Below are 21,513 nucleotides of genomic sequence, written 5' to 3'. Positions count from 1 at the left end.
AACCGGGGTGGCGCCCGTTCGCGTCGCCGGGAGGTGCGTGCGGGCGGCGTCGCTGTCCGCCCGGGAGGTGCGTCCGGGCGGCGTCGCTGTCCGCGGCGCCGCCCGGAGCCCGTCCCGCCGGCGGATCACCGCCTCATGCGGCCCTGATCACGGGTTCCCCGCGCATCGTCACGCCGGCGCCCTCCAGGGCGCGCAGCGCCACGTCGGTGGTTTCCGGGGCGACCGCGGCGGTCAGGTCCAGCAGCACGGTGGTGGCGAAGCCCTCGCGGGCGGCGTCCAGGGCGGTCGCCCGTACGCAGTGGTCGGTGGCGATGCCGACCACGTCGACCCGGTCCACCCCGTGCCGGCGCAGCCAGTCGGCCAGGCACTCGCCGTCCTCGGCGTGCCCCTCGAAGCCGGAGTACGCGGCGGCGTACTCGCCCTTGCGGAAGACCGTCTCGATCCGGTCCGTGGCCAGGTCGGGGTGGAACTCCGAGCCGGGGGTGCCCACCACGCAGTGCGCCGGCCAGCACTCCACGTAGTCCGGCGGGTCGCCGAAGTGGGCGCCCGGGTCGATGTGGTGGTCCTTCGTCGCCACCACGTGGTCCCAGCGGTCGGGCTCGGCGGCGAGCAGCCGGGTGATTCCGGCCGCCACGCCCGCCCCGCCGCCGACGGCCAGCGAGCCGCCCTCGCAGAAGTCGTTCTGCACGTCCACGATGATCAACGCGTTGCTCACCGGGTGCTCCTTTCTCAGTCGGCGGGGACGACCGTGACCGGGATGGCCGGGTCGCCCGCGGAGAGCTTCAGGCCCTCCCAGGGGATGGAGATCAGGCACTGTCGCAGGTGCTCCCGCGACTCGTCCAGGGTGGGCCGGTCGACCGGCTCGCCGCCGGCCAGGAACGAGTGCTGGAGCAGCCGGTCGTTGGGCCGGGGGTCCGGCACGCCCTGCGGCACGACGACCTCCTCGGTGGCGGTGCCCGTCGGCTTGTGCCGGCGTACGGCCACCTTGCGACCGCCGATGGTGGCCTTGTGCTCGGAGCGCTTGACCACCGGGCGGCCCTCGACCTCGACGAGCTTGTAGACCAGCCCGGCGGTGGGGGCGCCGGAACCCGTGACGACGGCGGTGCCGGCGCCGTACATGTCGACCGGCTCGGCGGCGAGCGAGGCGATGGCGTGCTCGTCGAGGTCGCCGGAGACGATGATCTTGGTCTCGGTGGCGCCCAGCGAGTCGAGCAGCTCCCGGGACTGCTGGGCGATCACCGCCAGGTCGCCCGAGTCGATCCGTACCGCCCGCAGGTCGGTTCCGGCCACCGCGATCGCGTTACGGATGCCCTGGCTGATGTCGTACGTGTCGACCAGCAGCGTGGTCTCCTTGCCCAGCGTGGCGACCTGCGAGGCGAACGCGGCCCGCTCGTCGGTGTGCAGCAGCGTGAACGCGTGCGCGGCCGTGCCGGCGGTCGGGATGCCGTAGCGCTGCCCGGCGGCCAGGTTCGAGGTGAACCGGAACCCGGCCAGGTACGCGGCCCGCGCCGCGGCCACCGCCGCCTCCTCGTGCGCCCGCCGGGAACCCATCTCGATCAGGGTCCGCCCCCGGGCCGCGGTCACCATCCGCGCGGCGGCCGCCGCCACGGCGCTGTCGTGGTTGAGCACGGAGAGGATGAGCGTCTCCAGCACCACGCACTCGGCGAAGCCACCGGAGACGGTGAGGATCGGGGAACTGGGGAAGAACAGCTCGCCCTCGGCGTAGCCCTCGACGTCGCCGGTGAAGCGGTAGTCGCGCAGCCAGGCGGCGGCCTGCTCGTCGACCACCCCGGTACGCCGCAGGAAGTCGACCTCGTCGGCGTCGAAGCGGAAGTCGCGGATCAGCTCGATCAGCCGGCCGGTGCCGGCGACCACGCCGTAGCGCCTGCCGGCGGGCAACCGGCGGCTGAACACCTCGAAGACGCAGCGGCGGTCGGCGGTGCCGTCGCGCAGGGCGGCACTGACCATGGTCAGCTCGTAGTGGTCGGTCAACAGCGCGGGGCGAAGGGTGCTCACGTCCCCAGCCTAGGGTTCACCCGCTCTCGCCGCCGTCGTGGCCCGGGATCGCCCGCAGGGCGGCCCGCAGCTCCGCCCGGCCGGCGACGCCGAGCTTGCCGTAGATCCGCTGGAGGTGGTTCTCCACCGTGCGGGCGGAGAGGAAGAGCCGCTCGGCGATGACCCGGCTGGTCACCCCGTCGGCCGCGAGCCGGGCCACCTGCCACTCGCGTTCGCTCAGCGCCGGGCAGCCCGCCTGCAACGCCGGCGTACGGATCAGGTCGCAGCGGCCGAGCAGGGCCGCGAGGCGTTCCCGGGCCGGTCCCGCCGCCGCCGGGGAGCGCTGCTGGCGCAGCCGGTCCAGGGCGGCGGCGGTGGCCTCCACCGCGTAGACGGCCAGGTCCAACGCCTCGAAGCCGTCGGCGACCGCCAGCAGGTCGTCGGCGGAGCCGCCCGCGGCGGCCCGGGCGTGCCGGGCGAGCAGCGGAGGCAGCACCCCGTCGACCCGTTCGGAGAGCTCGGCGAGCCGCTGCGCGACCGTGCGGCGGCTGCCGTCGGAGCAGGTGGGACCCAGCTCCGCGGTCGCCTGACCCAGCCGGACCAGGTCGTGCAGCACGTGCACCTCGTGGCCGGCGAAGCCGTCCGCGCGCAGCCGGTCGGCCAGCCCGGTCAGGTGCTTGACGGCGCCGGACACGTCGCCACCGGCGGCGAGCACCGCGCCACGGGCCTGCTCCAGCCACGGATAGAGCACGACCATGCCGGGGGCGTGGGTGCGGTCGGCCTCCGCCATCGCCTCCGCCGCCTGCGCGGCGTCGCCCCGCAGCGCCGCCGCCTGGGCCCGTTCGGCCTGGGCCAGGCCCGCGTAGACCCGGCTGGTCGCGAGCACCGCGCAGGCACCGAGGCTGGTGCGCAGCGCCGCGTCGCTCTGGCCGCGCAGCCGGGCCGCGTACGCCTGGAGGATCGCCAGGTAGCCCGTGCCGAGCCGGAAGTCCCCGGCCCCGGCCAGGTCGGCGAACTCGTCGGCCACGATCGCGTCGATGCCGGCCAGGTCGCCGGCGAGTGCCAGCCGGGTGCCCCGGGCCAGCTCCAGGGCCAGTTGCAGGTACGGCATGTCCGCCCGCCACCGGCCCGCCTCGGCCTGCACCTGGTTGATCGCGGTGGTGCTGCGGTGCAGCTGTCCCTGCGCGGCCTGGAGGTGGGCGATGGTGCTGCGGGCCAGCTCCCGGGCGGCCACGCTGGCGGCCGGCCGGTCCAGCACCGTCTGCCCGAGCCGCAACGCGAGGCCGGTGTCGAGCCGGTGCAGCCGCATGATGCCCTCGAAGGCCAGCACCCTCGCCTGGTCGGCGGAGTCCCGCAGGGTCGACCGGCGCGCCGCGATCTCCTCCACCGTGGACTCCTGGCTCAGCCCCCAGTAGCTGACCATGCCCCGCACCGTCAGCCAACGGCTCAGCCGCCGGTCGCCCTCGATGTCGGCGGAGACCGCGTCGAGCACCTCGATCGCCTCGTCCGGCCGGTCGGCGAACATCAGGATGGTGGCCAGCAGTTCCGCCGCGTCGAAGCCGCCGCCCGCGTCGAGCGCCGCGCGGGCCAGCCGGGTCGCCAGCGGTACGTCGTAGCGGGCGAACGCCTGCCCGGCCGCGTCGAGCAGCAGGGCCGGGTCCTGCGCGGTGCCCGAGTCGAGCCGCCAGACGGCCACCCGGAGCAGGTCGTCGCGGCGCCGCTTGCCGACCAGCTCCAGCAGCTCGGCGAGGCGGGCCTGCAACCGCCGCGTCCGGCTGACGGGGCAGCGGCGGCGCATCACCTCGCCGTAGAGCGGGTGGGCCAGCCGCACGTTCGTCCGCCGGTCGTCGTGCTCCACGGCGATCAGCCCGCGCTCCTCGGCGGTCTCCACGTCGACCGGGTCGGCGGCCTGGTTGAGCAGGTGCAGGCCCAGCGGTTCGCCGAGAGCGACCAGCTCCACCACCCCGCGTACGCCCGAGGTGAGCTGGCCGATCCGGATGTCGATCAGGTCGGCCAGGTTGGGGGCCAGGTCAAGCCGGCCGGTCCACTTCCACACCCCGTAGGTGCGGGTCAGTTCCTCGCGGTCGACGGCGAAGACCAGCTCGCGCAGCAGCAGCGGATTGCCCTCGGAGAGCCGGCCGAGCCGGTCGGCCGAGGTCGCGTCGACCGGTCCGTTCAGGATCTCCGAGAGCAGTCGCGTGGTGTCGGCCGGCGCCAGCGGCTTCAGCTCGACGTGGTCGACCAGGTCGTCGGTCCACAGGGCCCGGATCGGCAGCGGGAGCTGCTCGCCGTCGCGCAACGTGCCGACGACCGTGGCGTTGTCGGCCCGGGCGACGAGGTGCACCAGCGCCGCCGACGGCGGGTCGAGCAGGTGCGCGTCGTCGACCGCGAGCACGATCCGGCGGCCCGCCGCCTGCTGTTGCAGCACGTCGACCGCCCAGCGCAGGATGCCGGCGGGGGAGAGCCCGTGCGGCTGCTCGGTCGGGAGCACCTGGATCAGACCACCGAAGGGGAGCGCCGCGGTGGTCGCGCTGGCCGCGATCGACCAGACGGCGTACCCGTCGCGGGGCAGGGCGGTCACCCCCTCGCGCAGCAGCCGGCTCTTGCCGATGCCGGCGTCGCCGCTGAAGAAGAGGCCCCGCCCCTCCGCGCCGGTCACCGCCGACAACAGACGGTTGAGCTCATCCGTTCGGCCGACGAAACTCCACCGACTCATCGGGGCAGCATATCGATCGGAACCCGTCCGCGTGCACGCCGTCACGCACCGAAGTTGAGTAGTCTGGTGGTTACCCCTAAGTATTCGAAGTGTTCGGTTCGGGGGTCCGCTCAGCCGTACTCTTCCGGCATCCGGGTGCTCGCACGGATGTTTCCACGCGGCCGGCCACTGCCGGTCGCCTGCCACGGGAGGACGCTTTCGATGAAGCCGGGTCCTCTCCCCGCCGTCGACGTGGGCGACGGCGACCTGGCCGCACCCTGCGACCTGCCCCGCCGGGAGCGGCTGCCCGCCAGGCTCGGGGTGACCGAGCCCCGCCCGGAGGAACCGATGGCCGTGATCGGCCTCGGCCCGGCCGGTGCGGGGCGACGCGAGGTCCTCGCCCGCCTGCTCCAGCTCGATCCCGCCATGCTCGCCGTGCCCGCCGGAAGTTGGCTCGTGGTGCGCCACTCCAAGGTGCCGACGCGGGCCGCCTACGTGCCCGGCTACCGCCAGCCCCACTCCTACGGCGCCGACCGGCTGGCCGCCGGGCCGGCGCTCGCGCGCCCGCCGCGCCGGGTCGAGCTGAGCCTGCCCGAGCCCCTGCTGCGGCACTTCAGCCTCATCGACACACCCGACACCGGCGCCCTCGGGCTGGCCGGCGGCCGGTTGCTGCTCGACGCGGCGGGCCGGTCCGGGGCGGTGCTCTTCGTGATCGCCGCCGACCAGGCCTTCACCGCCGTCGAGCTGCACCTGCTCGCCGACCTGGCGCGCGCCGACGTCAGGGTCGTCTTCGCGGTCACCCCGGGCGCGAGCGGCTGGGCCCCGGTGCCGGAGGGCACGACCACGACGGAGGTCACGGGGGCGTCCGTCGGGTCGGCTTCCGCGCCGGTGGACCCGGTCGAGGTCACCGTGGAGGCGCACCGGGCGGCCCTGCTGGCCGCCGTTCCCGGGCTCGCCGAGGCCCGTTGGTTCCCGGTCGAGGCGGCAGGTGACGGGGCCGACCTGCGCCGCGCCCTGGTCGGCTGGGCCGCCGACGAGGGGCTGCGGCGGGCGAGCGCCGAACCGCCCGTGCTGCCCGGGGCGCATGGCAGGGTGCCCGTGGTGGCCAACCCGGGCGCATGGTCGGAGCAGCTCGACCGGCAGGCCCGGTCCTGCTCGCGGCGCATCCGCCAGCACCTCGCCCTGGAGTTGGCGAACATCCACCTCCGCGTGGTGCAGGACATCGTCTTCGGGGTCGGCTGCGCCGGCCTGCCGCAGCTGCTCGACCGGGAGATGGAGGCGCTGTCGCTGCTGGCCACCGCCCAGTGCGACGAGGCGGTGCGCGGGCTCCTGGAGGAGGCCGCCGGCCGGGTCTTCGGCACTCCGCTGCCGGCGGGTGTGCTCCGGCGACTGCACGCACCGCTGTGCTGGAGCCTGGCGGACCACCAGGGCGCGCACGAGCTGGACCGGGTGCTGCTGGTCACCAGCACCGGGGGCGTCGCGGACCTGACCGGCGACGGCGCGGCCGACGCGCTGGCGAGCTACCCGGGCCTGGAACGCGCGGAGGTGCTCCCGCCGGTGGCCGTGGCCCTCTCGGGCGGCTGCTGGCAGCACTGGCGCAGCCCGGGCAACCACGACGCCAACGCCGCCCGGGCCTGGGCGCAGCGCGCGTTGCGCGAGGTCGAACTCAAGCTGTCCCGGGAGGTGTCCCGGCGGTTCGAGGTGTTCCGCCTCTCGCTGGACGGGGTGCTCTCCGATGCTGTCGACCACGGCATCCTGCTCGCCTGACGGCGCTCCGGTCGCTCGCGGCGTCGGCCCCGCGCCGGCGGCGCCGCTCGCCCTCGCCGACGCGTTTGACCAGGCCGGACGCGATGATCAACGCCGGGCCGGTGTTCCGGTTCCTCGGTTCGCCGGATCCGGTGGCACGATGGGGGGCATGGCGGCTCCGCAGGTTGCACCTGTCGAGACGCCGGACACCGACGAGGTGCCGGCGTCCGACCGGCCTTGGGTGACGATCGTGTGGGACGACCCGGTCAACCTCATGACGTACGTGACCTGGGTCTTTCAGAAGCTCTTCGGCTACAGCCGGGAGAAGGCGGAACAGCTCATGCTCGACGTGCACCACAAGGGCCGCGCCGTGGTCTCCAGCGGCGCCCGGGAGCGGATGGAGCACGACGCGTCGCAGCTGCACGCGTACGGACTGTGGGCGACGGTGGACCGCTCGTGAGCATGTTCCGTCGCCAGGGCGACCGTTACGTCGCCAGCTTCGCCGTCGACGAGGTGCGGGTGCTGCGGAAGGTGGCATCCGAGGTGGTGGGGCTGCTCACCGACGGCTTCGACCACAGCGACCCGGTGGTGGGCCGGCTCTTCCCCGAGGTCTACCCGGAGGACCCGTCCGACACCGCCGAGTTCCGCCGCTACACCGAGGGCGACCTCAAGACCGCCAAGATCGACCAGGCGGGCGCGATCCTCGCCGCGCTGCCCGACTCCGGCGGGGGCGAGGTGCGCCTTGACGCGGAGGCGGCCGAGGCGTGGCTGCGGGCGCTCAACGACGCCCGGCTCGCGATGGGTGTCCGGCTGGAGATCAAGGACGGCACCGACCTCGGCGAGGAGCTCGACGACGCCGTCGCCGTCGACCCGGCCTCCAGCCGGGTGTTCCAACTGTCGGTCTACGCGTACCTCGGCTATCTCCAGGAATCCCTGCTCAACGCCCTGATCGACTAGGCGTGACCGCCGCCACCTTAAGGTCGCGGCAGGTACGCGTTAGGCTGGAGCACGTGCTGAGCATCGACCGGTCGATCGTCGACGCGATCGTCGCCCACGCCCGCCGGGACCACCCCGACGAGGCGTGCGGCGTGGTCGCCGGTCCCGCCGGCAGCGACACCCCCACCCGGCACATCCCGATGGACAACGCCGCCCGTTCCATGACGTTCTACGAGTTCGACTCGATGGAGCAGTTGCGGGTGTGGCGCGAGATGGACGATCGGGACGAGGAGCCCGTCGTCATCTACCACTCGCACACCGCCACGGAGGCCTACCCGTCCCGGACGGACATCGCCTTCGCCGGTGAGCCCGGCGCGCACTACCTGCTGGTCTCCACCCGCGAGCCCGACTCGGAGGAGATCCGCTCCTTCCGGATCGTCGACGGCGTGGTGACCGAGGAGCCCGTCCGGATCGTGGAGGCGGGGGTGGACCCGCACGCCGTGCAGTCCTACATGTTCGGGCAGAGCCCGGCGACGGTCGACTACGAGTGTTCCGGCCGCTGATCCAGCGCCGTCACACCCGTTCACGTCCCGTCACCTTCCGGCACGCCCGACCATCATCGAGGAGCACGACACCATGGCCATCGAAGTTCGCATCCCCACCATCCTGCGTAGCTACACCGGCGGCGCGAAGATCGTCGAGGGCACCGGCGACACGCTGAGCGACCTGCTCGCCGACCTGGACTCCCGGCACGCCGGCCTGAAGGCCCGGCTGGTCACCGACGCCGGCGCGCTGCACCGCTTCGTCAACGTCTACGTCAACGACGAGGACGTCCGCTTCCTCGGCGCGCTGGACGCCAAGCTCAACGACGGCGACAGCGTGACCATCCTGCCGGCCGTGGCCGGTGGCGCGTTCGGCTTCGCCGCCGCCGCCGCGATCGCCCAGCACGGCGGGGCCGCCGCCCGGTCGGCCGCCGCCGCCCGCTGACGGCGGCGGTCACCATGGCGCGGTACGACAGCCTCCTCGACGCCTGCGGGGGAACGCCCCTGGTCGGGCTGCCCCGGCTCTCGCCGACGGTGCCCGACGGGGCGCCGCCGGTGCGGCTCTGGGCGAAGCTGGAGGACCGGAACCCGACCGGCAGCATCAAGGACCGGGCGGCCCTGTTCATGGTCCGGGCGGCCGAGGAGGCGGGCCGGCTCCGGCCGGGCGACACCATCCTCGAACCGACCAGCGGCAACACCGGCATCTCGCTGGCCATGGTGGCCAAGCTGCGCGGCTACCGGCTCGTCTGCGTGATGCCGGAGAACGTCTCGACCGAGCGGGTGCAGCTGCTCCGGATGTACGGCGCGGAGATCATCTTCTCGCCGGCGGCGGGCGGCTCCAACCAGGCGGTGGCCACCGCCAAGCAGATCTCGGCCGAGCACCCCGACTGGGTCATGCTCTACCAGTACGGCAACGAGGCGAACGCCCGGGCGCACTACGAGACCACCGGTCCGGAGCTGCTGCACGACCTGCCCACGATCACGCACTTCGTGGCGGGCCTCGGCACCACCGGGACGCTGATGGGCACCGGGCGCTACCTGCGCGAGAAGGTCGAGGGCATCCAGGTCGTCGCGGCCGAGCCGCGCTACGGCGAGCTGGTCTACGGGCTGCGCAACATCGACGAGGGCTACGTTCCGGAGCTCTACGACGCGTCGGTGCTGTCCCGGCGCTTCTCCGTCGGCACCCGCGACGCGGTGCTGCGGACCCGGCAGCTCGTCGAGGTGGAGGGCATCTTCGCCGGTTTCTCCACGGGCGCCATCCTGCACGCCGCCCTGGCGGTGGCGCACGAGGCCGTCCGCGCCGGGCAGCGGGCCGACGTCGCCTTCGTGGTCTGCGACGGCGGCTGGAAGTACCTCTCCACCGGGGCCTACGGCGGCACGCTCGCCGACGCGGAGGAGGCCCTGGAAGGTCAGCTCTGGGCCTGACGTCTCGCGGCCGGATCATCGACCCGCGTCGGTGGTCCGGCCGTCCCGTCCCGGCCCGCGAGGCGGCCGGTCGGCCTGCCGTCGGTCGAGTCGTTGGCGGTGCGTCCGCTCACCCAGCGCTACCGCCGGACGTCATCTCGTCACGGGGTGAGGACGGGGCGGGACGGGGAGGTCCGGGCGGGTGTCACGTTCATGACAACTTCCGGTGGATGACTCTACTCGCCGCGCGGGCGCGCGTAGGCTCCCCTGCGTGGCGTACGCGTCGGCAGAGATCATCGGGACTGGAACCGTCGGCGCGGATACTACGCATCGTGATAGTGAGATAACTCGATGCGACTGACCGTACTGGGCTGCGCGGGCAGTTTCCCCGGCCCCGAGTCCCCCTGCTCGGCCTACCTCGTCGAGGCGGACGGCTTCCGCCTGCTGGTCGACTTCGGCTCCGGCTCGCTGTCCAACCTCCAGCGCTACGCCGGGCTGCACGCACCGGACGCCATCATTCTCACCCACCTGCACTGCGACCACATCCTCGACGCCGCCTCGTACGTGGTGGTCCGCCGCTACGCCCCGGACGGCCCCTACCCGTCGCTGCCGGTCTACGCCCCGGCCGGCGCACCGGACCGGCTGGCCGCCGTGTACGGGCAGGAGGACAGCACGGTCGAGGACGTCTACCAGTTCTACGCCCTCGAACCCGGCACCTTCCCGATCGGCCCGTTCACGGTCACCGTCGACCGGGTGAACCACCCCGTCGAGACGTACGGCGTCCGGCTGGAGCACGGCGGACGGGTGTTCTGCTACTCCTCGGACACCGCGCCCTGCGACGCGCTGCTCCGGCTGGCCCAGGACGCCGACACGTTCCTCTGCGAGGCGAGCTACCTCGACGGCGTGGAGAACCCGCCGGACCTGCACCTGACCGGCCGGGAGGCCGGCGAGGCGGCGACGAAGGCGGGGGTCAGCCGGCTGCTGCTCACCCACCTCGTGACCGCCTGGGGCAGCGAGGCGCACACCGTGGAGTCGGCCGGCAGCGCCTTCGACGGGCCCCTCGAGGTCGTCCGGCCCGGTGCCAGCTACGAGATCTGACCCGCCGGCACCCGGGGCGGGACACCCCGGGGCGCACCGATCGGAGCACCACATAGGGTGCAGGGATGGCACGACCTGACGGGCGGCGACCCGACGAACTCCGACCTGTGACGTTGACCCGGGGCTGGAGCACCCATCCGGAGGGCTCGGTGCTCGTGGAGTTCGGCGGCACCCGGGTGCTCTGCACCGCCAGCGTGACCGAGGGCGTGCCCCGCTGGCGCAAGGGCTCCGGGCTCGGCTGGGTCACCGCCGAGTACGCGATGCTGCCGCGGGCCACCAACACCCGCTCCGACCGGGAGAGCGTGAAGGGCCGCGTCGGCGGGCGTACGCACGAGATCTCCCGGCTGATCGGCCGGAGCCTGCGGGCGTCGATCGACCTGAAGGCCCTCGGCGAGAACTCGATCGTGCTCGACTGCGACGTGCTCCAGGCCGACGGCGGCACCCGCACCGCCGCGATCACGGGCGCGTACGTGGCGCTGCACGACGCGGTCACCTGGCTGGCCGGGCGTAAGTCGCTGGTCGGCAAGCCGGAGAAGGTGATGCACCGCTCGGTGGCGGCGATCAGCGTCGGGGTCGTCGACGGCGAACCCCGGCTGGACCTCGACTACGCCGAGGACGTGACCGCCGAGGTCGACATGAACGTGGTGTGCACCGGCGCCGGCGAGTTCGTCGAGGTGCAGGGCACCGGGGAGGCGGGCGTCTTCGCCCGCGAGCAGCTCGACGCCCTGCTCGACCTGGCCGTCGCCGGCTGCGTGGACCTGGCCGAAGCCCAGCGAAAGGCGCTTCTCTCATGAACAAGGTGCTGCTCGCCACCCGTAACCGTAAGAAGCTCGTCGAGCTCCAGCGGATCCTCGACGGCGCGCTCGGCGCGCACCGCGTCGCCCTGCTCGGGCTGGACGACGTCGAGGAGTACCCGGAGCTGCCCGAGACCGGCCTGACGTTCGGCGAGAACGCGCTGATCAAGGCGCGGGAGGGCTGCCGGCGTACCGGCCTGCCGACGATCGCCGACGACTCCGGGATCGCCGTCGAGGCCCTCAACGGCATGCCCGGGGTGTTCAGCGCCCGCTGGGCCGGCCGGCACGGCAACGACCAGGCGAACCTCCAGCTGGTGCTGGACCAGATCGCGGACCTGCCCGACGAGCACCGGGCCGCGTCCTTCGTCTGCACCGTGGCCCTGGTGCTGCCGGGCGGCAAGGAGCACCTGGTCGACGGCCGGCAGAGCGGCCGGCTGCTCCGGGCGCCGCGCGGCGACGGCGGGTTCGGCTACGACCCGATCTTCCTGGGCGACGGGCAGGACCGCACCAACGCGGAGCTGACGCCCCAGGAGAAGGACGCGGTCAGCCACCGGGGCAAGGCGCTACGGGAGCTGGCCAAGCTGGTCGCCAAGGTGCTGCCGCCCGCGAGCTGACGGCCCCGCCCCGGTGGAAGGGGTGCTGACGGGCTTCGCCGTCATCGCCACCGTCATCGCCGTCGGCTACGCGCTCGGCCGCGGCGGGCTGCTGGGGCCGGAGGCGGCCACCGTCCTCTCCCGGGTCGCGTTCTTCGTGGCGACCCCGGCGCTGCTGTTCCAGACGGTGGCCCGGGCCGACGTGCCCGCGATCGTCTCGTCCGCCCTGGTCGTGACGGTGGCGAGCACCACCGCCGTGGCGTCGCTGTACGTGGCCGTCGCGCGGCTCTGCTGGCGCCGCTCCGTCGCGGAGGCGACGATCGGGGCGCTGGCCTCGTCGTACGTCAACGCGGCGAACATCGGCATCCCGGTCGCCGTCTACGTCCTCGGCGACGCCTCGTTCGTCGCGCCCGTCCTGATGTTCCAGCTGGTCGTGGTGACGCCGGTCGCGTTCGCCCTCCTCGAGGCGGCCACGGCGAAGAGACGACCGTCGCCCGGCTCCGTGGTGCTCCAGCCGCTCACGAACCCGGTCACCGTCGCGTGCGCGCTGGGCGTCGCGGCCAGCCTGACGGGGTGGCTGCCGCCGGAACCGGTGCTGCGGCCGATCGAACTCGTCGCGGCGATGGCGGTTCCCGCCACGCTGATCGCGTACGGCGTCTCCCTGCACGGCGCGCCGCGGCCCGGCTCCGGCGACACCGGTCGGGACGTACGCCTCGCGGTCGTCCTCAAGACCGTGGCCCAGCCCGCCGTCGCCTACCTCGTCGCGCGCTTCGCGATGGGGCTGCCGGCCGCCCTGGTGCTGGCCTGCACGGTCACCGCCGCCCTGCCGACGGCGCAGAACGTCTTCGTGTACGCGGTCCGCTACGGCCGGGGCACGGTCCTGGCGCGCGACTCGATCCTGCTGTCGACGGTGACCGCCGTGCCCGTGCTGATCGGGGTGGCGGTGCTGGCGGGCTGACACCGGCGGGCACCCGGGCCACCGTGGCGCGACGGTGGCCCGGCGGCGGCCGTCAGTCCAGGAGGCCGATCTCGCCCTCGATGGCGGCGCGCAGGTCCGGCCCGGCCACCACGGCCCGGGCGGCCTCCATCAGCGGGGCCAGGAAGACGTCCGGCCCGGGTTCCCCGGCGATCCCGCCGAGCGCCGCGACGGCCGCCCGGCCGGCCGGCGACGGGTCGAGCGGGGCGCGCAGTTGGAGTCCGCGTACGGCGGCGAGCAGCTCGACGGCGAGCAGGCTGGTCAGGTTGTCCAGGACGGTGCGCAGCTTCTTGGCCGCCGCCCAGCCCATCGAGACGTGGTCCTCCTGCATCCCGCTGGTCGGCAGCGAGTCCACCGACGCGGGCGCGGCGAGCCGGCGGTTCTCCGCGACGATCCCCGCCGCCGTGTACTGGGCGATCATCAGCCCGGAGTTGACCCCGGCGTCGGGGGAGAGGAACGCCGGCAGGTCGCGGGACCGGGTGACGTCGAGCAGCCGGTCCACCCGGCGCTCGGCGATCGCGCCCACCTCGGCGGCGGCGATGGCCAGGAAGTCGGCGGCGAAGCCGAGCGGCGCGCCGTGGAAGTTCCCGGTCGACTCGACGCGGCCGTCGGGCAGCACCACGGGGTTGTCCACGACCGAGACCAGCTCCCGGCCGGCCACCGTGCGGACGAAGTCCAGCGTGTCCCGGGCCGCCCCGGCGACCTGCGGCGCGCACCGCATCGAGTACGCGTCCTGCACCGCGTGCGCCAGGTCGTCGCGGTGCGAGTCCATCACCCGGGAGTCCTGCAACAGCCGGTGGATGTTCGCCGCCGAGGCCGACTGCCCGGGGTGCGGGCGGATGGCGTGCAGCTCCGGCAGGAACGGCCGCTCCGAGCCGAGCATCGCCTCGATGGCGAGGGCGGCGGTGACGTCGGCCATCGTGAACAGGTGCGCGGCGTCGTGGATCGCCAGCAGCAGCATGCCGAGCATGCCGTCGGTGCCGTTGATCAGCGCCAGCCCCTCCTTGGCGGCCAGCCCGACCGGCGCCAGCCCGGCCCGGCGCAGCGCGTCGGCGGCGGGCAGCCGCTCGCCGGCCGGGCCGAGCACCCAGCCCTCGCCGAGGAGCACCAGCGCGCAGTGCGCCAGCGGCGCCAGGTCACCGGAGGCGCCCAGCGAGCCGTGCTCCGGCACCCACGGCGTCACGTCGTGGTTGAGCAGGTCGACCAGCGCTTCGGCGAGCAGGGGCCGGACCCCGGAGCGGCCGAGCGCCAGCGAGCGGACCCGCAGCAGCATCATGGCCCGCACCACCTCGCGGGGCATCGGCGCGCCCACCCCGGCGGCGTGCGAGCGGATCAGCGCGTGCTGGAGTTCGGCCCGCCGCTCGGGCGCGACGAACGTGTTCGCCAGCGCGCCGAAGCCGGTGGAGACGCCGTAGACCGGCCGGCCGGCGGCCTCGATGCCGTCGACGATCGACCGGCTGGTCGTCATGGCGTCCACGGTGGCCGGGTCGAGCACGACCTTGGCGGTGCCGCGCGCCACGGCGAGCACGTCGGCGGGGGAGATCCCGGTGGGCAGGATGGTCACGGTCATTGCGGCACTCCGTTGCGCAGAACCTGGCGGATCAGTGGCACCCCCGGCCGGTAGGCCAGGTGCAGGTGGGACGGGGCGTCGAGGATCATCAGGTCGGCCCGCGCCCCCACGCCGAGCCACCCGATGTCGTCGCGGCGCAGCGCCCGCGCGCCGCCGGCGGTCGCGGCCCAGACGGCCTCCGCCGGGGTCATCCGCATCTCGCGTACGGCGAGCGCGACGCAGAACGGCATCGACGACGTGTACGACGAACCGGGGTTGCAGTCCGTCGCCAGCGCCACGGTGACGCCGGCGTCGAGCAGCCGGCGGGCGTCCGGGTAGGGCGACCGGGTGGAGAACTCGGCGCCGGGCAGCAGGGTGGCGACGGTGATGGTGTGCAGGCTGTCGGCGCACATGCAGTCGTGCCGGCTGGACGCCAGCGCGTCGACGTCGGCGTCGGTGAGGTGGGTGCAGTGGTCGACGCTGGCCGCGCCCAGCTCCACGCCGAGCTGGACGCCCGGCCCGGGGCCGAGCTGGTTGGCGTGCACCCGCACGCCCAGCCCGACGGCCTGCCCGCAGGCGAGGATCGCGCGGGCGTGGTCCACGTCGAACGCGCCCCGCTCGCAGAAGACGTCGATCCAGCGCGCGTACGGCGCGGCGGCGGCCAGCATGGGCCCGCACACCAGACCCACGTAGTCGTCGGGACGGTCGGCGTACTCGGCGGGGACCACGTGCGCGCCGAGGAAGGTGGTCTCCTCGCTGACCTCGGCGGCGATCCGCAGCGAGCGGGCCTCGTCGGCGACGGTGAGCCCGTACCCGCTCTTGATCTCGATGGTGGTGGTGCCCTGCCGCAGCGCCTCGCCGCGCAGCCGCCGCACGGTGGCCCGCAGCTCGTCGTCGCTGGCCGCCCGGGTCGCGCAGACCGTGGTCCGGATCCCGCCGCCGGTGTACGGCTGCCCGGCCATCCGGGCGGCGAACTCGGCGGCCCGGTCCCCGGCGAAGACCAGGTGGGCGTGGCTGTCCACGAAGCCGGGGAGCACGGCGGCACCCCCCGCGTCCAGGCGCCGGTCGGCGGCCGGCGCGTCGCGGGACGGCCCGATCCAGGCCACCCGCCCGTCCTCGACCAGCAGCGCGACGTCGCGCCGGATGCCCAACGGCCCGTCCTCGCCCCCGAGGTCGTTGGTCACCAGCTCGCCGATGTCGTCGACCAGCAGACTGCTCAAGAGGCCACCTCCTCGATCGCCGCGGTCAACTCGGCCGGCACGTCGACCGTCAGGTGCCGGCCGTCGCGCACCACGGTCCGGCCGTCCACCACGACGTGCGTGACGTCGGCCGCGCCCGCCGCGAACCACACCCCCACCGGCGGTACGCCGGCCGTGCGCGGGCTGTCGAGCCGTACGGTCACCAGGTCGGCGCGCGCGCCCACGGCGAGCCGCCCGGCGTCGCGCCAGCCCAGCGCGGCGTGACCGCCCACGGTGACGGCGTCGCGCAGCTCGGCGGCGCTGAAGTGGCCCCGCCGGCGGGTGCGCAGCCGCTCGTCCAGCTCCACGGCACGGGCCTCCTCGAAGAGGTCGATCACGGCGTGGCTGTCGCTGCCCAGGCTGAGCGGCAGGCCGACGTCGGCCATCCGCCGGGCCGGACCGATCCCGTCGGCCAGGTCCCGCTCCGTGGTCGGGCAGAGGCAGACGCCCGTGCCGGCGTCACCGAGCAGGGTGAGGTCGCCGCTGGTCAGGTGGGTGGCGTGCACGGCCGTGGTGGCCGGGCCGAGCGCCCCCCGGTCGGCGAGCAGCCGGGCCGGGGTGCAGCCGTGCACGGCCCGGCAGGCGTCGTTCTCGGCCGGCTGCTCGGACAGGTGCACGTGCAGGGGCGCCGCGTGCCGGTCCGCCCAGCCGGCCACGGTGGCGAGCTGCCCGGCCGGGACCGCCCGCACCGAGTGGATGGCCGCCCCGACCCGGACGTGGTCGTCGTCGGGCCGGTACGCGTCGATCCGTTCCGCCCAGCGCAGCGCGTCGCCGTCGCCGAAGCGCCGCTGCGGGCCGGCGAGCGGCTCCCCGTCGACGGTGGCGGTGAGGTAGCAGGTGTCCAGCAGGGTGATCCGGATCCCGGCGTGCGCGGCGGCCTCGACCAGCGCCTCGCCCATCGCGTTCGCCTCGGCGTACGGGGTGCCGTCCGGGTTGTGGTGCACGTAGTGGAACTCGCCGACGCAGGTGACACCGGCCAGCGCCATCTCGGCGTAGACCGCCCGGGCCAGGGCCAGGTACGAGTCCGGGTCCAGCCGCTGCGCCACCGCGTACATCCGGTCGCGCCAGGTCCAGAAGTCGCCGCGCCCGCCGTGGGTGCGCCCGCGCAACGCCCGGTGGAACGCGTGCGAGTGGGCGTTGGCGAGCCCCGGCAGGGTCAGCCCGGGCAGCCGCACGGCGTCGTCGAGCACCTCGACGCCGGTGTCGACGCCGGATCCGCCGGCCAGCGGCGTGACGGCGCTGATCCGCCCGTCGGCGGTCTCGATCAGCACGTCGGCGGTCGGTTCGGCGTGGTCGGGCAGCCAGGCGTACTCGGCCAGCCAGCGGGTCGCGGTCATCTGGTTCGCCCCCTGTCGAGCTGAATCGTCTGCGACATCAGTCGATCACCAAGGGGGCGAGTCGTCTGCGACATCAGCTCGACAGGCCACCAACGGCGGCACCGGACCCCGGTCAGCGGCATGTCAGCTCCTCCAGCACCCGGGAGAGGGCGGTCACCCCGGCGGCGCAGTCGGCGTCGCTGGCCGACTCGGCCGGGGAGTGCGAGACCCCCGTCGGGTTGCGCACGAAGAGCATGGCCGTGGGCAGGTGCGCGGCGAGCACCCCGGCGTCGTGCCCGGCACCGGTGGGCAGCACCGGCGCGTCCAGCAGGGTCGCCAGCCGGCCCGCCAGCCCGTCGTCGAACGCGACCAGCGGGGTGGCCGACTCCTCCGTGAGCGCCACCTCCGTACCGTCGCGGCGGGCCCGCTCGGCGGCCTTCGCGCGGACCGCGTCGACCAGCCCCGTCAGCGTCTCGGGCTCGGCGGCCCGGGCGTCCAGCCAGCCGGTCACCTTCGACGGGATCGCGTTGGTGGCGTTCGGCTCCACCGCCACCCGGCCGACGGTGGCGTGCGCGCCGCGCAGCCGCGCCTCCTTGTTGGCCGCCAGCACCGTGAAGGCGTACGTCAGCATGGGGTCGCGGCGGTCGGCCATCCGGGTCGTACCGGCGTGGTTGCCCTCGCCCGTGAACTCGAAGCGCCAGCGGCCGTGCGGCCAGATCGCGCTGGCCACCCCGACCGGCGCGCCGGCGTCGACCATCGCGCGGCCCTGCTCGACGTGCAGCTCGACGAAGGCGGCGAAGCCGCCGAGCAGCTCGGGCCGCGCGCCCGCCGGCCGGGCGCCCAGCGCCTCGGCGAAACTCACCCCGGCGGCGTCGCGCAGCCCGGCCGCGCGGTCCACCGCGATCTCCCCGGCGAGCAGCCGCGACCCCAGGCACGGTACGCCGAACCGCGCGCCCTCCTCCTCGACGAACGCGCCGACCACGACGGGCCGGGCCGGCGCGACGCCCGCCGTGCGCAGCTCGTCGACGGCGAGGAACGCGCTGACGATGCCGAGCGGCCCGTCGTACGCCCCGCCGTGCGGTACCGAGTCGAAGTGGCTGCCGGTCAGCACCGCGTCGCCGGCCCCGGGCTCGCCCCACCGGGCGAACAGGTTGCCGTTGCCGTCGTCGGTGACCGGCATGCCCCGGCGGTCGGCCTGCTCGCGGAACCACTCCCGCAACCGCAGCTCCGGCTCGGTCAGCGCGTACCGCAGGTAGCCGCCGCTGCCCTCGTCGCGCCCGACCGGTGCGATCTCGTCCCACAGCGCCCGGAACCGGCCGGCGAGGTCGCTCATGCGGTGTCCCCGTTGTTCGCCATCGGCACCCGTACGCCGGTGGCCTGCGCGACCTCGCGGGCAGCGTCGTAACCGGCGTCGACGTGCCGGATGACGCCCATCGCCGGATCGTTGGTGAGCACCCGCTCGATCTTCTGCCCGGCCAGCGCCGTGCCGTCGGCGACGCAGACCTGACCGGCGTGGATGGAGCGGCCGATGCCGACCCCGCCGCCGTGGTGGATCGACACCCAGGACGCCCCGCTGGCGGTGTTGACCAGCGCGTTGAGCAGCGGCCAGTCGGCCACCGCGTCGGAGCCGTCGGCCATCGCCTCGGTCTCCCGGTACGGGCTGGCCACGCTGCCGCAGTCCAGGTGGTCCCGGCCGATCACCACGGGCGCGGAGAGTTCGCCGGAGGCGACCATCTCGTTGAACCGCACACCCGCCTTGTCCCGCTCCCCGTAGCCGAGCCAGCAGATCCGCGCCGGCAGGCCCTGGAAGGCGACCCGCTCGCCGGCCATCCGGATCCACCGGGCGAGGGACTCGTTCTCGGGGAACAGCTCCAGGATCGCCCGGTCCGTGGCCGCGATGTCGGCCGGGTCGCCGGAGAGCGCCGCCCACCGGAACGGGCCCTTGCCCTCGCAGAACAACGGCCGGATGTACGCGGGCACGAAGCCGGGGAAGTCGAAGGCCCGCTCGAACCCGCCGAGCTTCGCCTCGCCCCGGATCGAGTTGCCGTAGTCGAACACCTCCGCGCCGGCGTCGAGGAACCCGACCATCGCCTCGACGTGCTTCGCCATCGACGCCCGCGCCCGGTCGGTGAACTCGGCCGGCTTCGCCGCCGCGTAGTCCCGGGCGTCGGCCAGCTCCACCCCCTCCGGCAGGTACGACAGCGGGTCGTGCGCGCTGGTCTGGTCGGTGACGATGTCGATGTCGACGCCCCGGCGCAGCAGCTCGGGGAAGACCGTGGCCGCGTTGCCGACCACGCCCACGCTCAGCGCCCGCCGGTCCCGCTTCGCGGCGAGCGCCCGCTCGACGGCGTCGTCCAGGGAGTCGGCGACCTCGTCGAGGTAGCGGTCCTGCATCCGCCGGTCCAGCCGGCTGCGGTCCACGTCGACGATCAGGCAGACGCCGCCGTTCATGGTGACCGCGAGGGGCTGCGCCCCGCCCATCCCGCCGCAGCCGGCGGTCAACGTCAGCGTGCCCGCGAGGGTGCCGCCGAACCTCTCGGCGGCGACGGCGGAGAACGTCTCGTAGGTGCCCTGGAGGATGCCCTGGGTGCCGATGTAGATCCACGAGCCGGCGGTCATCTGCCCGTACATGGTGAGGCCGAGCTGTTCGAGGCGGCGGAACTCCGGCCAGGTGGCCCAGTCGCCCACCAGGTTCGAGTTGGCCAGCAGCACCCGGGGCGCCCACTCGTGCGTACGCATGACGCCCACCGGCCGGCCGGACTGCACCAGCATGGTCTCGTCGTCGCGCAGGTCGGTCAGGGTACGCACCAGCGCGTGGTACGACGGCCAGTCCCGCGCCGCCTTCCCGGTGCCGCCGTAGACCACCAGGTCCTCGGGGCGCTCCGCCACCTGCGGGTCGAGGTTGTTCATCAGCATCCGCAGCGCGGCCTCCTGGGGCCACCCACGGGCGGTACGTTCGGTGCCGCGTGCGGCGCGGACGGGCTGGGTCATCTCGGCTCTCCTCCGGGTCATCCGAGGAACAACTGGCGGCGGGCGGCGGAGGCCTCGAAGGCCTCCAGCCGGCGCTGGGTGTCGGCGGGGGCGGCGTCGCAGATCGCCTGGAGCAGCACCATGGCCAGGGTCATCGGCGCGGTGTGCAGGTCGAAGACGAGCTGCGCGCCGACCGCGGCGGGCAGCACCACGTCGGCGTGCTCGGTGGCGGGGCTGACCGGCGAGTCGGTGATGGCCACCACGGTGAGGCCGGCGGCGCGGGCCTCGCGCAGCGCGTCCAGGGTCTCCCGGGGATAGCGGGGGAGGACGAAGGCGAGCACGGCAGTGGCCCCGGCCTCGGCGGCCTGTTCGAGGCGGTCGGTGAGCAGGCTGCCGCCGTCGTCGAGCACCCGCACGTCGGGGTGCACCTTGGCGGCGAAGTAGGCGAAGTAGGCGGCCAGCGGGGCGGCGGCGCGCAGGCCGAGCACCGGCAAGGGACGGCTGGCGGCCAGCAGCCGCCCGGTCTCGGCGATCCGGTCCCGGTCGGCGAGCTGCCCGGCGAGGCGGTCGAGGTTGCCGATCTCGGCGCGTACGGCCTGTTGGAGCTCGTTGTCGGCGTCGGCGGCGTCACCGGGGACGCCGGCGGTCAGCGCGCGGAGCCGGCGGCGCAACGCGGGGTAGCCGTCGTGGCCGAGCGCGACCGCGAACCGGGTGACCGACGGCTGGCTGACCCCCGCCAGCTCGGCGACCTCGGCTGCCGACAGGTACGCGACGGTCGGCGCGTGCTGCACGAGGCAGTGCGCGATGCGGCGCTGGGTGGGGGTGAGTCGGACCCCCTGGAACAGGTCGAGCACCCGCTCGGTGGGCACCACGACAGCTCCTTCATTCATGCCGTGACTGTATGCATGAAAACTTTCAAAGAGCAACCGTGCCTGCGTGTTGACATCCCGGGCGGGTGTCCGACCGGCGACGGGTAGGCGGATGGCTGAGCGTCGGCTCTGTAGGATCCGCACGGCGGTTGAGCAGAGGAGTTGGCATGCAACCGGTTGGCCCGTACAGGTTTACCCACATGCTTGGCGGGTCCATCGTCGGGAAGGCATGGGCAGCCATCGACTCACAGGGCCGGTTCGCCACGATCGCCGTTCTGGAGAGCACGGTCGCCGCCGACACCCGCTGGCGGGAGGCCTTCGCCGCCATCGCGGACTCGCTGGGCCTGCAACCCGGAGGCCAGGCCTACGTGTACGCGGACTTCTCGGCCGACGCGCCCTGGGTCGCCTACTCGGCCGAGGCCGGCCCGGGGGCGGAGACACTGCTACGCGCGCTCGGCGTGGATTACCACCCGGTCGCCGCCGATGCCAGGACCGAAAGCCCCGTCTCCGGTGTCCCGCAGTCGGCCGTGCCGCAGCCGGTCTCGGGCGTACCCCAGCCGACGTCCGGACCACCCGCCATGCCGTGGGCGATGGCCGGTCCGGTGTCGGGGGTGCCGGTCTCGGCGCAGCCCGTCTCGGCCGAGCCGGTCGTCGTCGCACCCCACTCGCCGGCCCAGGCCGGTCCGTCACCAACCGACACGTCGGCGCAGAGCCCCTTCGGTGACCAGGCCCGTCGGATCCAGCCCTCCGCGCCGCCGAGACGGCGTACCGGCTTCTGGATCCTCGCCACCG

At 74.3% G+C, this 21,513-nt stretch carries 20 protein-coding genes; 10 read left to right on the top strand and 10 right to left on the bottom strand.

The window, feature by feature from the left end; translation table 11 throughout:
• Window positions 1–133 precede the first annotated feature (133 nt).
• Genes ACGFIG_RS05730 through ACGFIG_RS05720 form a run of 3 tightly spaced genes read right to left on the bottom strand, consistent with a single transcriptional unit; the run spans window position 134 to window position 4,711 of the window.
• Window positions 134–715, bottom strand: a complete 582-nt coding sequence (locus ACGFIG_RS05730; RefSeq protein WP_392999606.1) for an isochorismatase family protein — start codon at window positions 713–715, stop codon at window positions 134–136.
• Window positions 716–729: 14 nt separating this feature from the next.
• On the bottom strand, window positions 730–2,016 hold the full coding sequence (locus ACGFIG_RS05725) for a nicotinate phosphoribosyltransferase (protein WP_392999604.1): 1,287 nt from the start codon (window positions 2,014–2,016) through the stop codon (window positions 730–732).
• A 16-nt stretch (window positions 2,017–2,032) separates the two neighbouring features.
• A complete protein-coding gene (locus ACGFIG_RS05720; protein ID WP_392999602.1) occupies window positions 2,033–4,711 on the bottom strand; it encodes a LuxR C-terminal-related transcriptional regulator in 2,679 nt (892 codons plus the stop codon).
• Window positions 4,712–4,912: 201 nt separating this feature from the next.
• On the opposite strand from ACGFIG_RS05720, the gene ACGFIG_RS05715 reads away from it, so the two are divergent.
• The 10 genes from ACGFIG_RS05715 (at window position 4,913) to ACGFIG_RS05670 (ending at window position 12,761) form a co-directional block, all read left to right on the top strand.
• Complete coding sequence (locus ACGFIG_RS05715) at window positions 4,913–6,457, top strand: hypothetical protein (RefSeq protein ID WP_392999600.1); 1,545 nt, start codon at window positions 4,913–4,915, stop codon at window positions 6,455–6,457.
• Between the two features lie 148 nt (window positions 6,458–6,605).
• Window positions 6,606–6,896 carry an ATP-dependent Clp protease adapter ClpS gene (gene clpS / locus ACGFIG_RS05710; protein WP_089001780.1) on the top strand — a complete coding sequence of 97 codons (291 nt, stop codon included), beginning with the start codon at window positions 6,606–6,608 and terminating at the stop codon, window positions 6,894–6,896.
• A gap of 2 nt (window positions 6,897–6,898) precedes the next feature.
• Window positions 6,899–7,393, top strand: coding sequence for a DUF2017 domain-containing protein (locus ACGFIG_RS05705; protein ID WP_393001321.1), 495 nt, complete (start codon window positions 6,899–6,901; stop codon window positions 7,391–7,393).
• A gap of 53 nt (window positions 7,394–7,446) precedes the next feature.
• Complete coding sequence (locus tag ACGFIG_RS05700) at window positions 7,447–7,935, top strand: Mov34/MPN/PAD-1 family protein (RefSeq protein ID WP_392999598.1); 489 nt, start codon at window positions 7,447–7,449, stop codon at window positions 7,933–7,935.
• A 73-nt stretch (window positions 7,936–8,008) separates the two neighbouring features.
• Window positions 8,009–8,359 carry a MoaD family protein gene (locus ACGFIG_RS05695; RefSeq protein WP_392999597.1) on the top strand — a complete coding sequence of 117 codons (351 nt, stop codon included), beginning with the start codon at window positions 8,009–8,011 and terminating at the stop codon, window positions 8,357–8,359.
• A gap of 14 nt (window positions 8,360–8,373) precedes the next feature.
• Window positions 8,374–9,339, top strand: a complete 966-nt coding sequence (locus ACGFIG_RS05690) for a PLP-dependent cysteine synthase family protein (protein ID WP_392999595.1) — start codon at window positions 8,374–8,376, stop codon at window positions 9,337–9,339.
• A 330-nt stretch (window positions 9,340–9,669) separates the two neighbouring features.
• Window positions 9,670–10,416: an MBL fold metallo-hydrolase gene (locus tag ACGFIG_RS05685; RefSeq protein ID WP_392999593.1), complete on the top strand. Its 747-nt coding sequence runs from the start codon at window positions 9,670–9,672 to the stop codon at window positions 10,414–10,416.
• Window positions 10,417–10,481: 65 nt separating this feature from the next.
• Entirely contained in the window at window positions 10,482–11,210 is a 729-nt protein-coding gene (gene rph / locus ACGFIG_RS05680) for a ribonuclease PH (protein WP_392999591.1), read from the top strand.
• Window positions 11,207–11,824 carry an RdgB/HAM1 family non-canonical purine NTP pyrophosphatase gene (gene rdgB, locus ACGFIG_RS05675; protein ID WP_392999589.1) on the top strand — a complete coding sequence of 206 codons (618 nt, stop codon included), beginning with the start codon at window positions 11,207–11,209 and terminating at the stop codon, window positions 11,822–11,824. The genes rph and rdgB overlap by 4 nt, the downstream gene beginning before the upstream one ends.
• Window positions 11,825–11,846: 22 nt before the next feature.
• Window positions 11,847–12,761, top strand: coding sequence for an AEC family transporter (locus ACGFIG_RS05670; protein WP_392999587.1), 915 nt, complete (start codon window positions 11,847–11,849; stop codon window positions 12,759–12,761).
• Between the two features lie 52 nt (window positions 12,762–12,813).
• On the opposite strand, the gene hutH is transcribed toward ACGFIG_RS05670, so the two are convergent.
• The 7 genes from hutH to ACGFIG_RS05635 all read right to left on the bottom strand — a co-directional run bounded on the left by hutH (window position 12,814) and on the right by ACGFIG_RS05635 (window position 21,511).
• Window positions 12,814–14,349, bottom strand: coding sequence for a histidine ammonia-lyase (gene hutH, locus ACGFIG_RS05665; protein ID WP_392999585.1), 1,536 nt, complete (start codon window positions 14,347–14,349; stop codon window positions 12,814–12,816).
• On the bottom strand, window positions 14,346–15,548 hold the full coding sequence (gene hutI / locus ACGFIG_RS05660; protein WP_392999583.1) for an imidazolonepropionase: 1,203 nt from the start codon (window positions 15,546–15,548) through the stop codon (window positions 14,346–14,348). Before hutI ends, hutH begins: the two co-directional genes overlap by 4 nt.
• Window positions 15,545–16,903, bottom strand: coding sequence for a formimidoylglutamate deiminase (locus ACGFIG_RS05655; RefSeq protein WP_392999581.1), 1,359 nt, complete (start codon window positions 16,901–16,903; stop codon window positions 15,545–15,547). The genes hutI and ACGFIG_RS05655 overlap by 4 nt, the downstream gene beginning before the upstream one ends.
• Before the next feature lie 112 nt (window positions 16,904–17,015).
• A complete protein-coding gene (locus tag ACGFIG_RS05650) occupies window positions 17,016–18,215 on the bottom strand; it encodes an allantoate amidohydrolase (protein ID WP_392999579.1) in 1,200 nt (399 codons plus the stop codon).
• Window positions 18,212–19,873, bottom strand: coding sequence for a urocanate hydratase (hutU, locus tag ACGFIG_RS05645; RefSeq protein WP_392999577.1), 1,662 nt, complete (start codon window positions 19,871–19,873; stop codon window positions 18,212–18,214). Before hutU ends, ACGFIG_RS05650 begins: the two co-directional genes overlap by 4 nt.
• Before the next feature lie 17 nt (window positions 19,874–19,890).
• Window positions 19,891–20,742 (bottom strand): MurR/RpiR family transcriptional regulator, encoded by an 852-nt coding sequence (locus ACGFIG_RS05640; protein WP_392999575.1) that lies wholly within the window; start codon window positions 20,740–20,742, stop codon window positions 19,891–19,893.
• A 442-nt stretch (window positions 20,743–21,184) separates the two neighbouring features.
• Window positions 21,185–21,511: a hypothetical protein gene (locus ACGFIG_RS05635; RefSeq protein WP_392999573.1), complete on the bottom strand. Its 327-nt coding sequence runs from the start codon at window positions 21,509–21,511 to the stop codon at window positions 21,185–21,187.
• Window positions 21,512–21,513 lie beyond the last annotated feature (2 nt).

Origin of the sequence: Micromonospora sp. NPDC049048, assembly GCF_043197615.1 — a bacterium.
Classification (GTDB): Bacteria; Actinomycetota; Actinomycetes; order Mycobacteriales; family Micromonosporaceae; genus Micromonospora.
The sequence above is the reverse complement of the archived record's forward strand: the minus strand, read 5'-3'. Positions and strand labels throughout refer to the sequence as shown.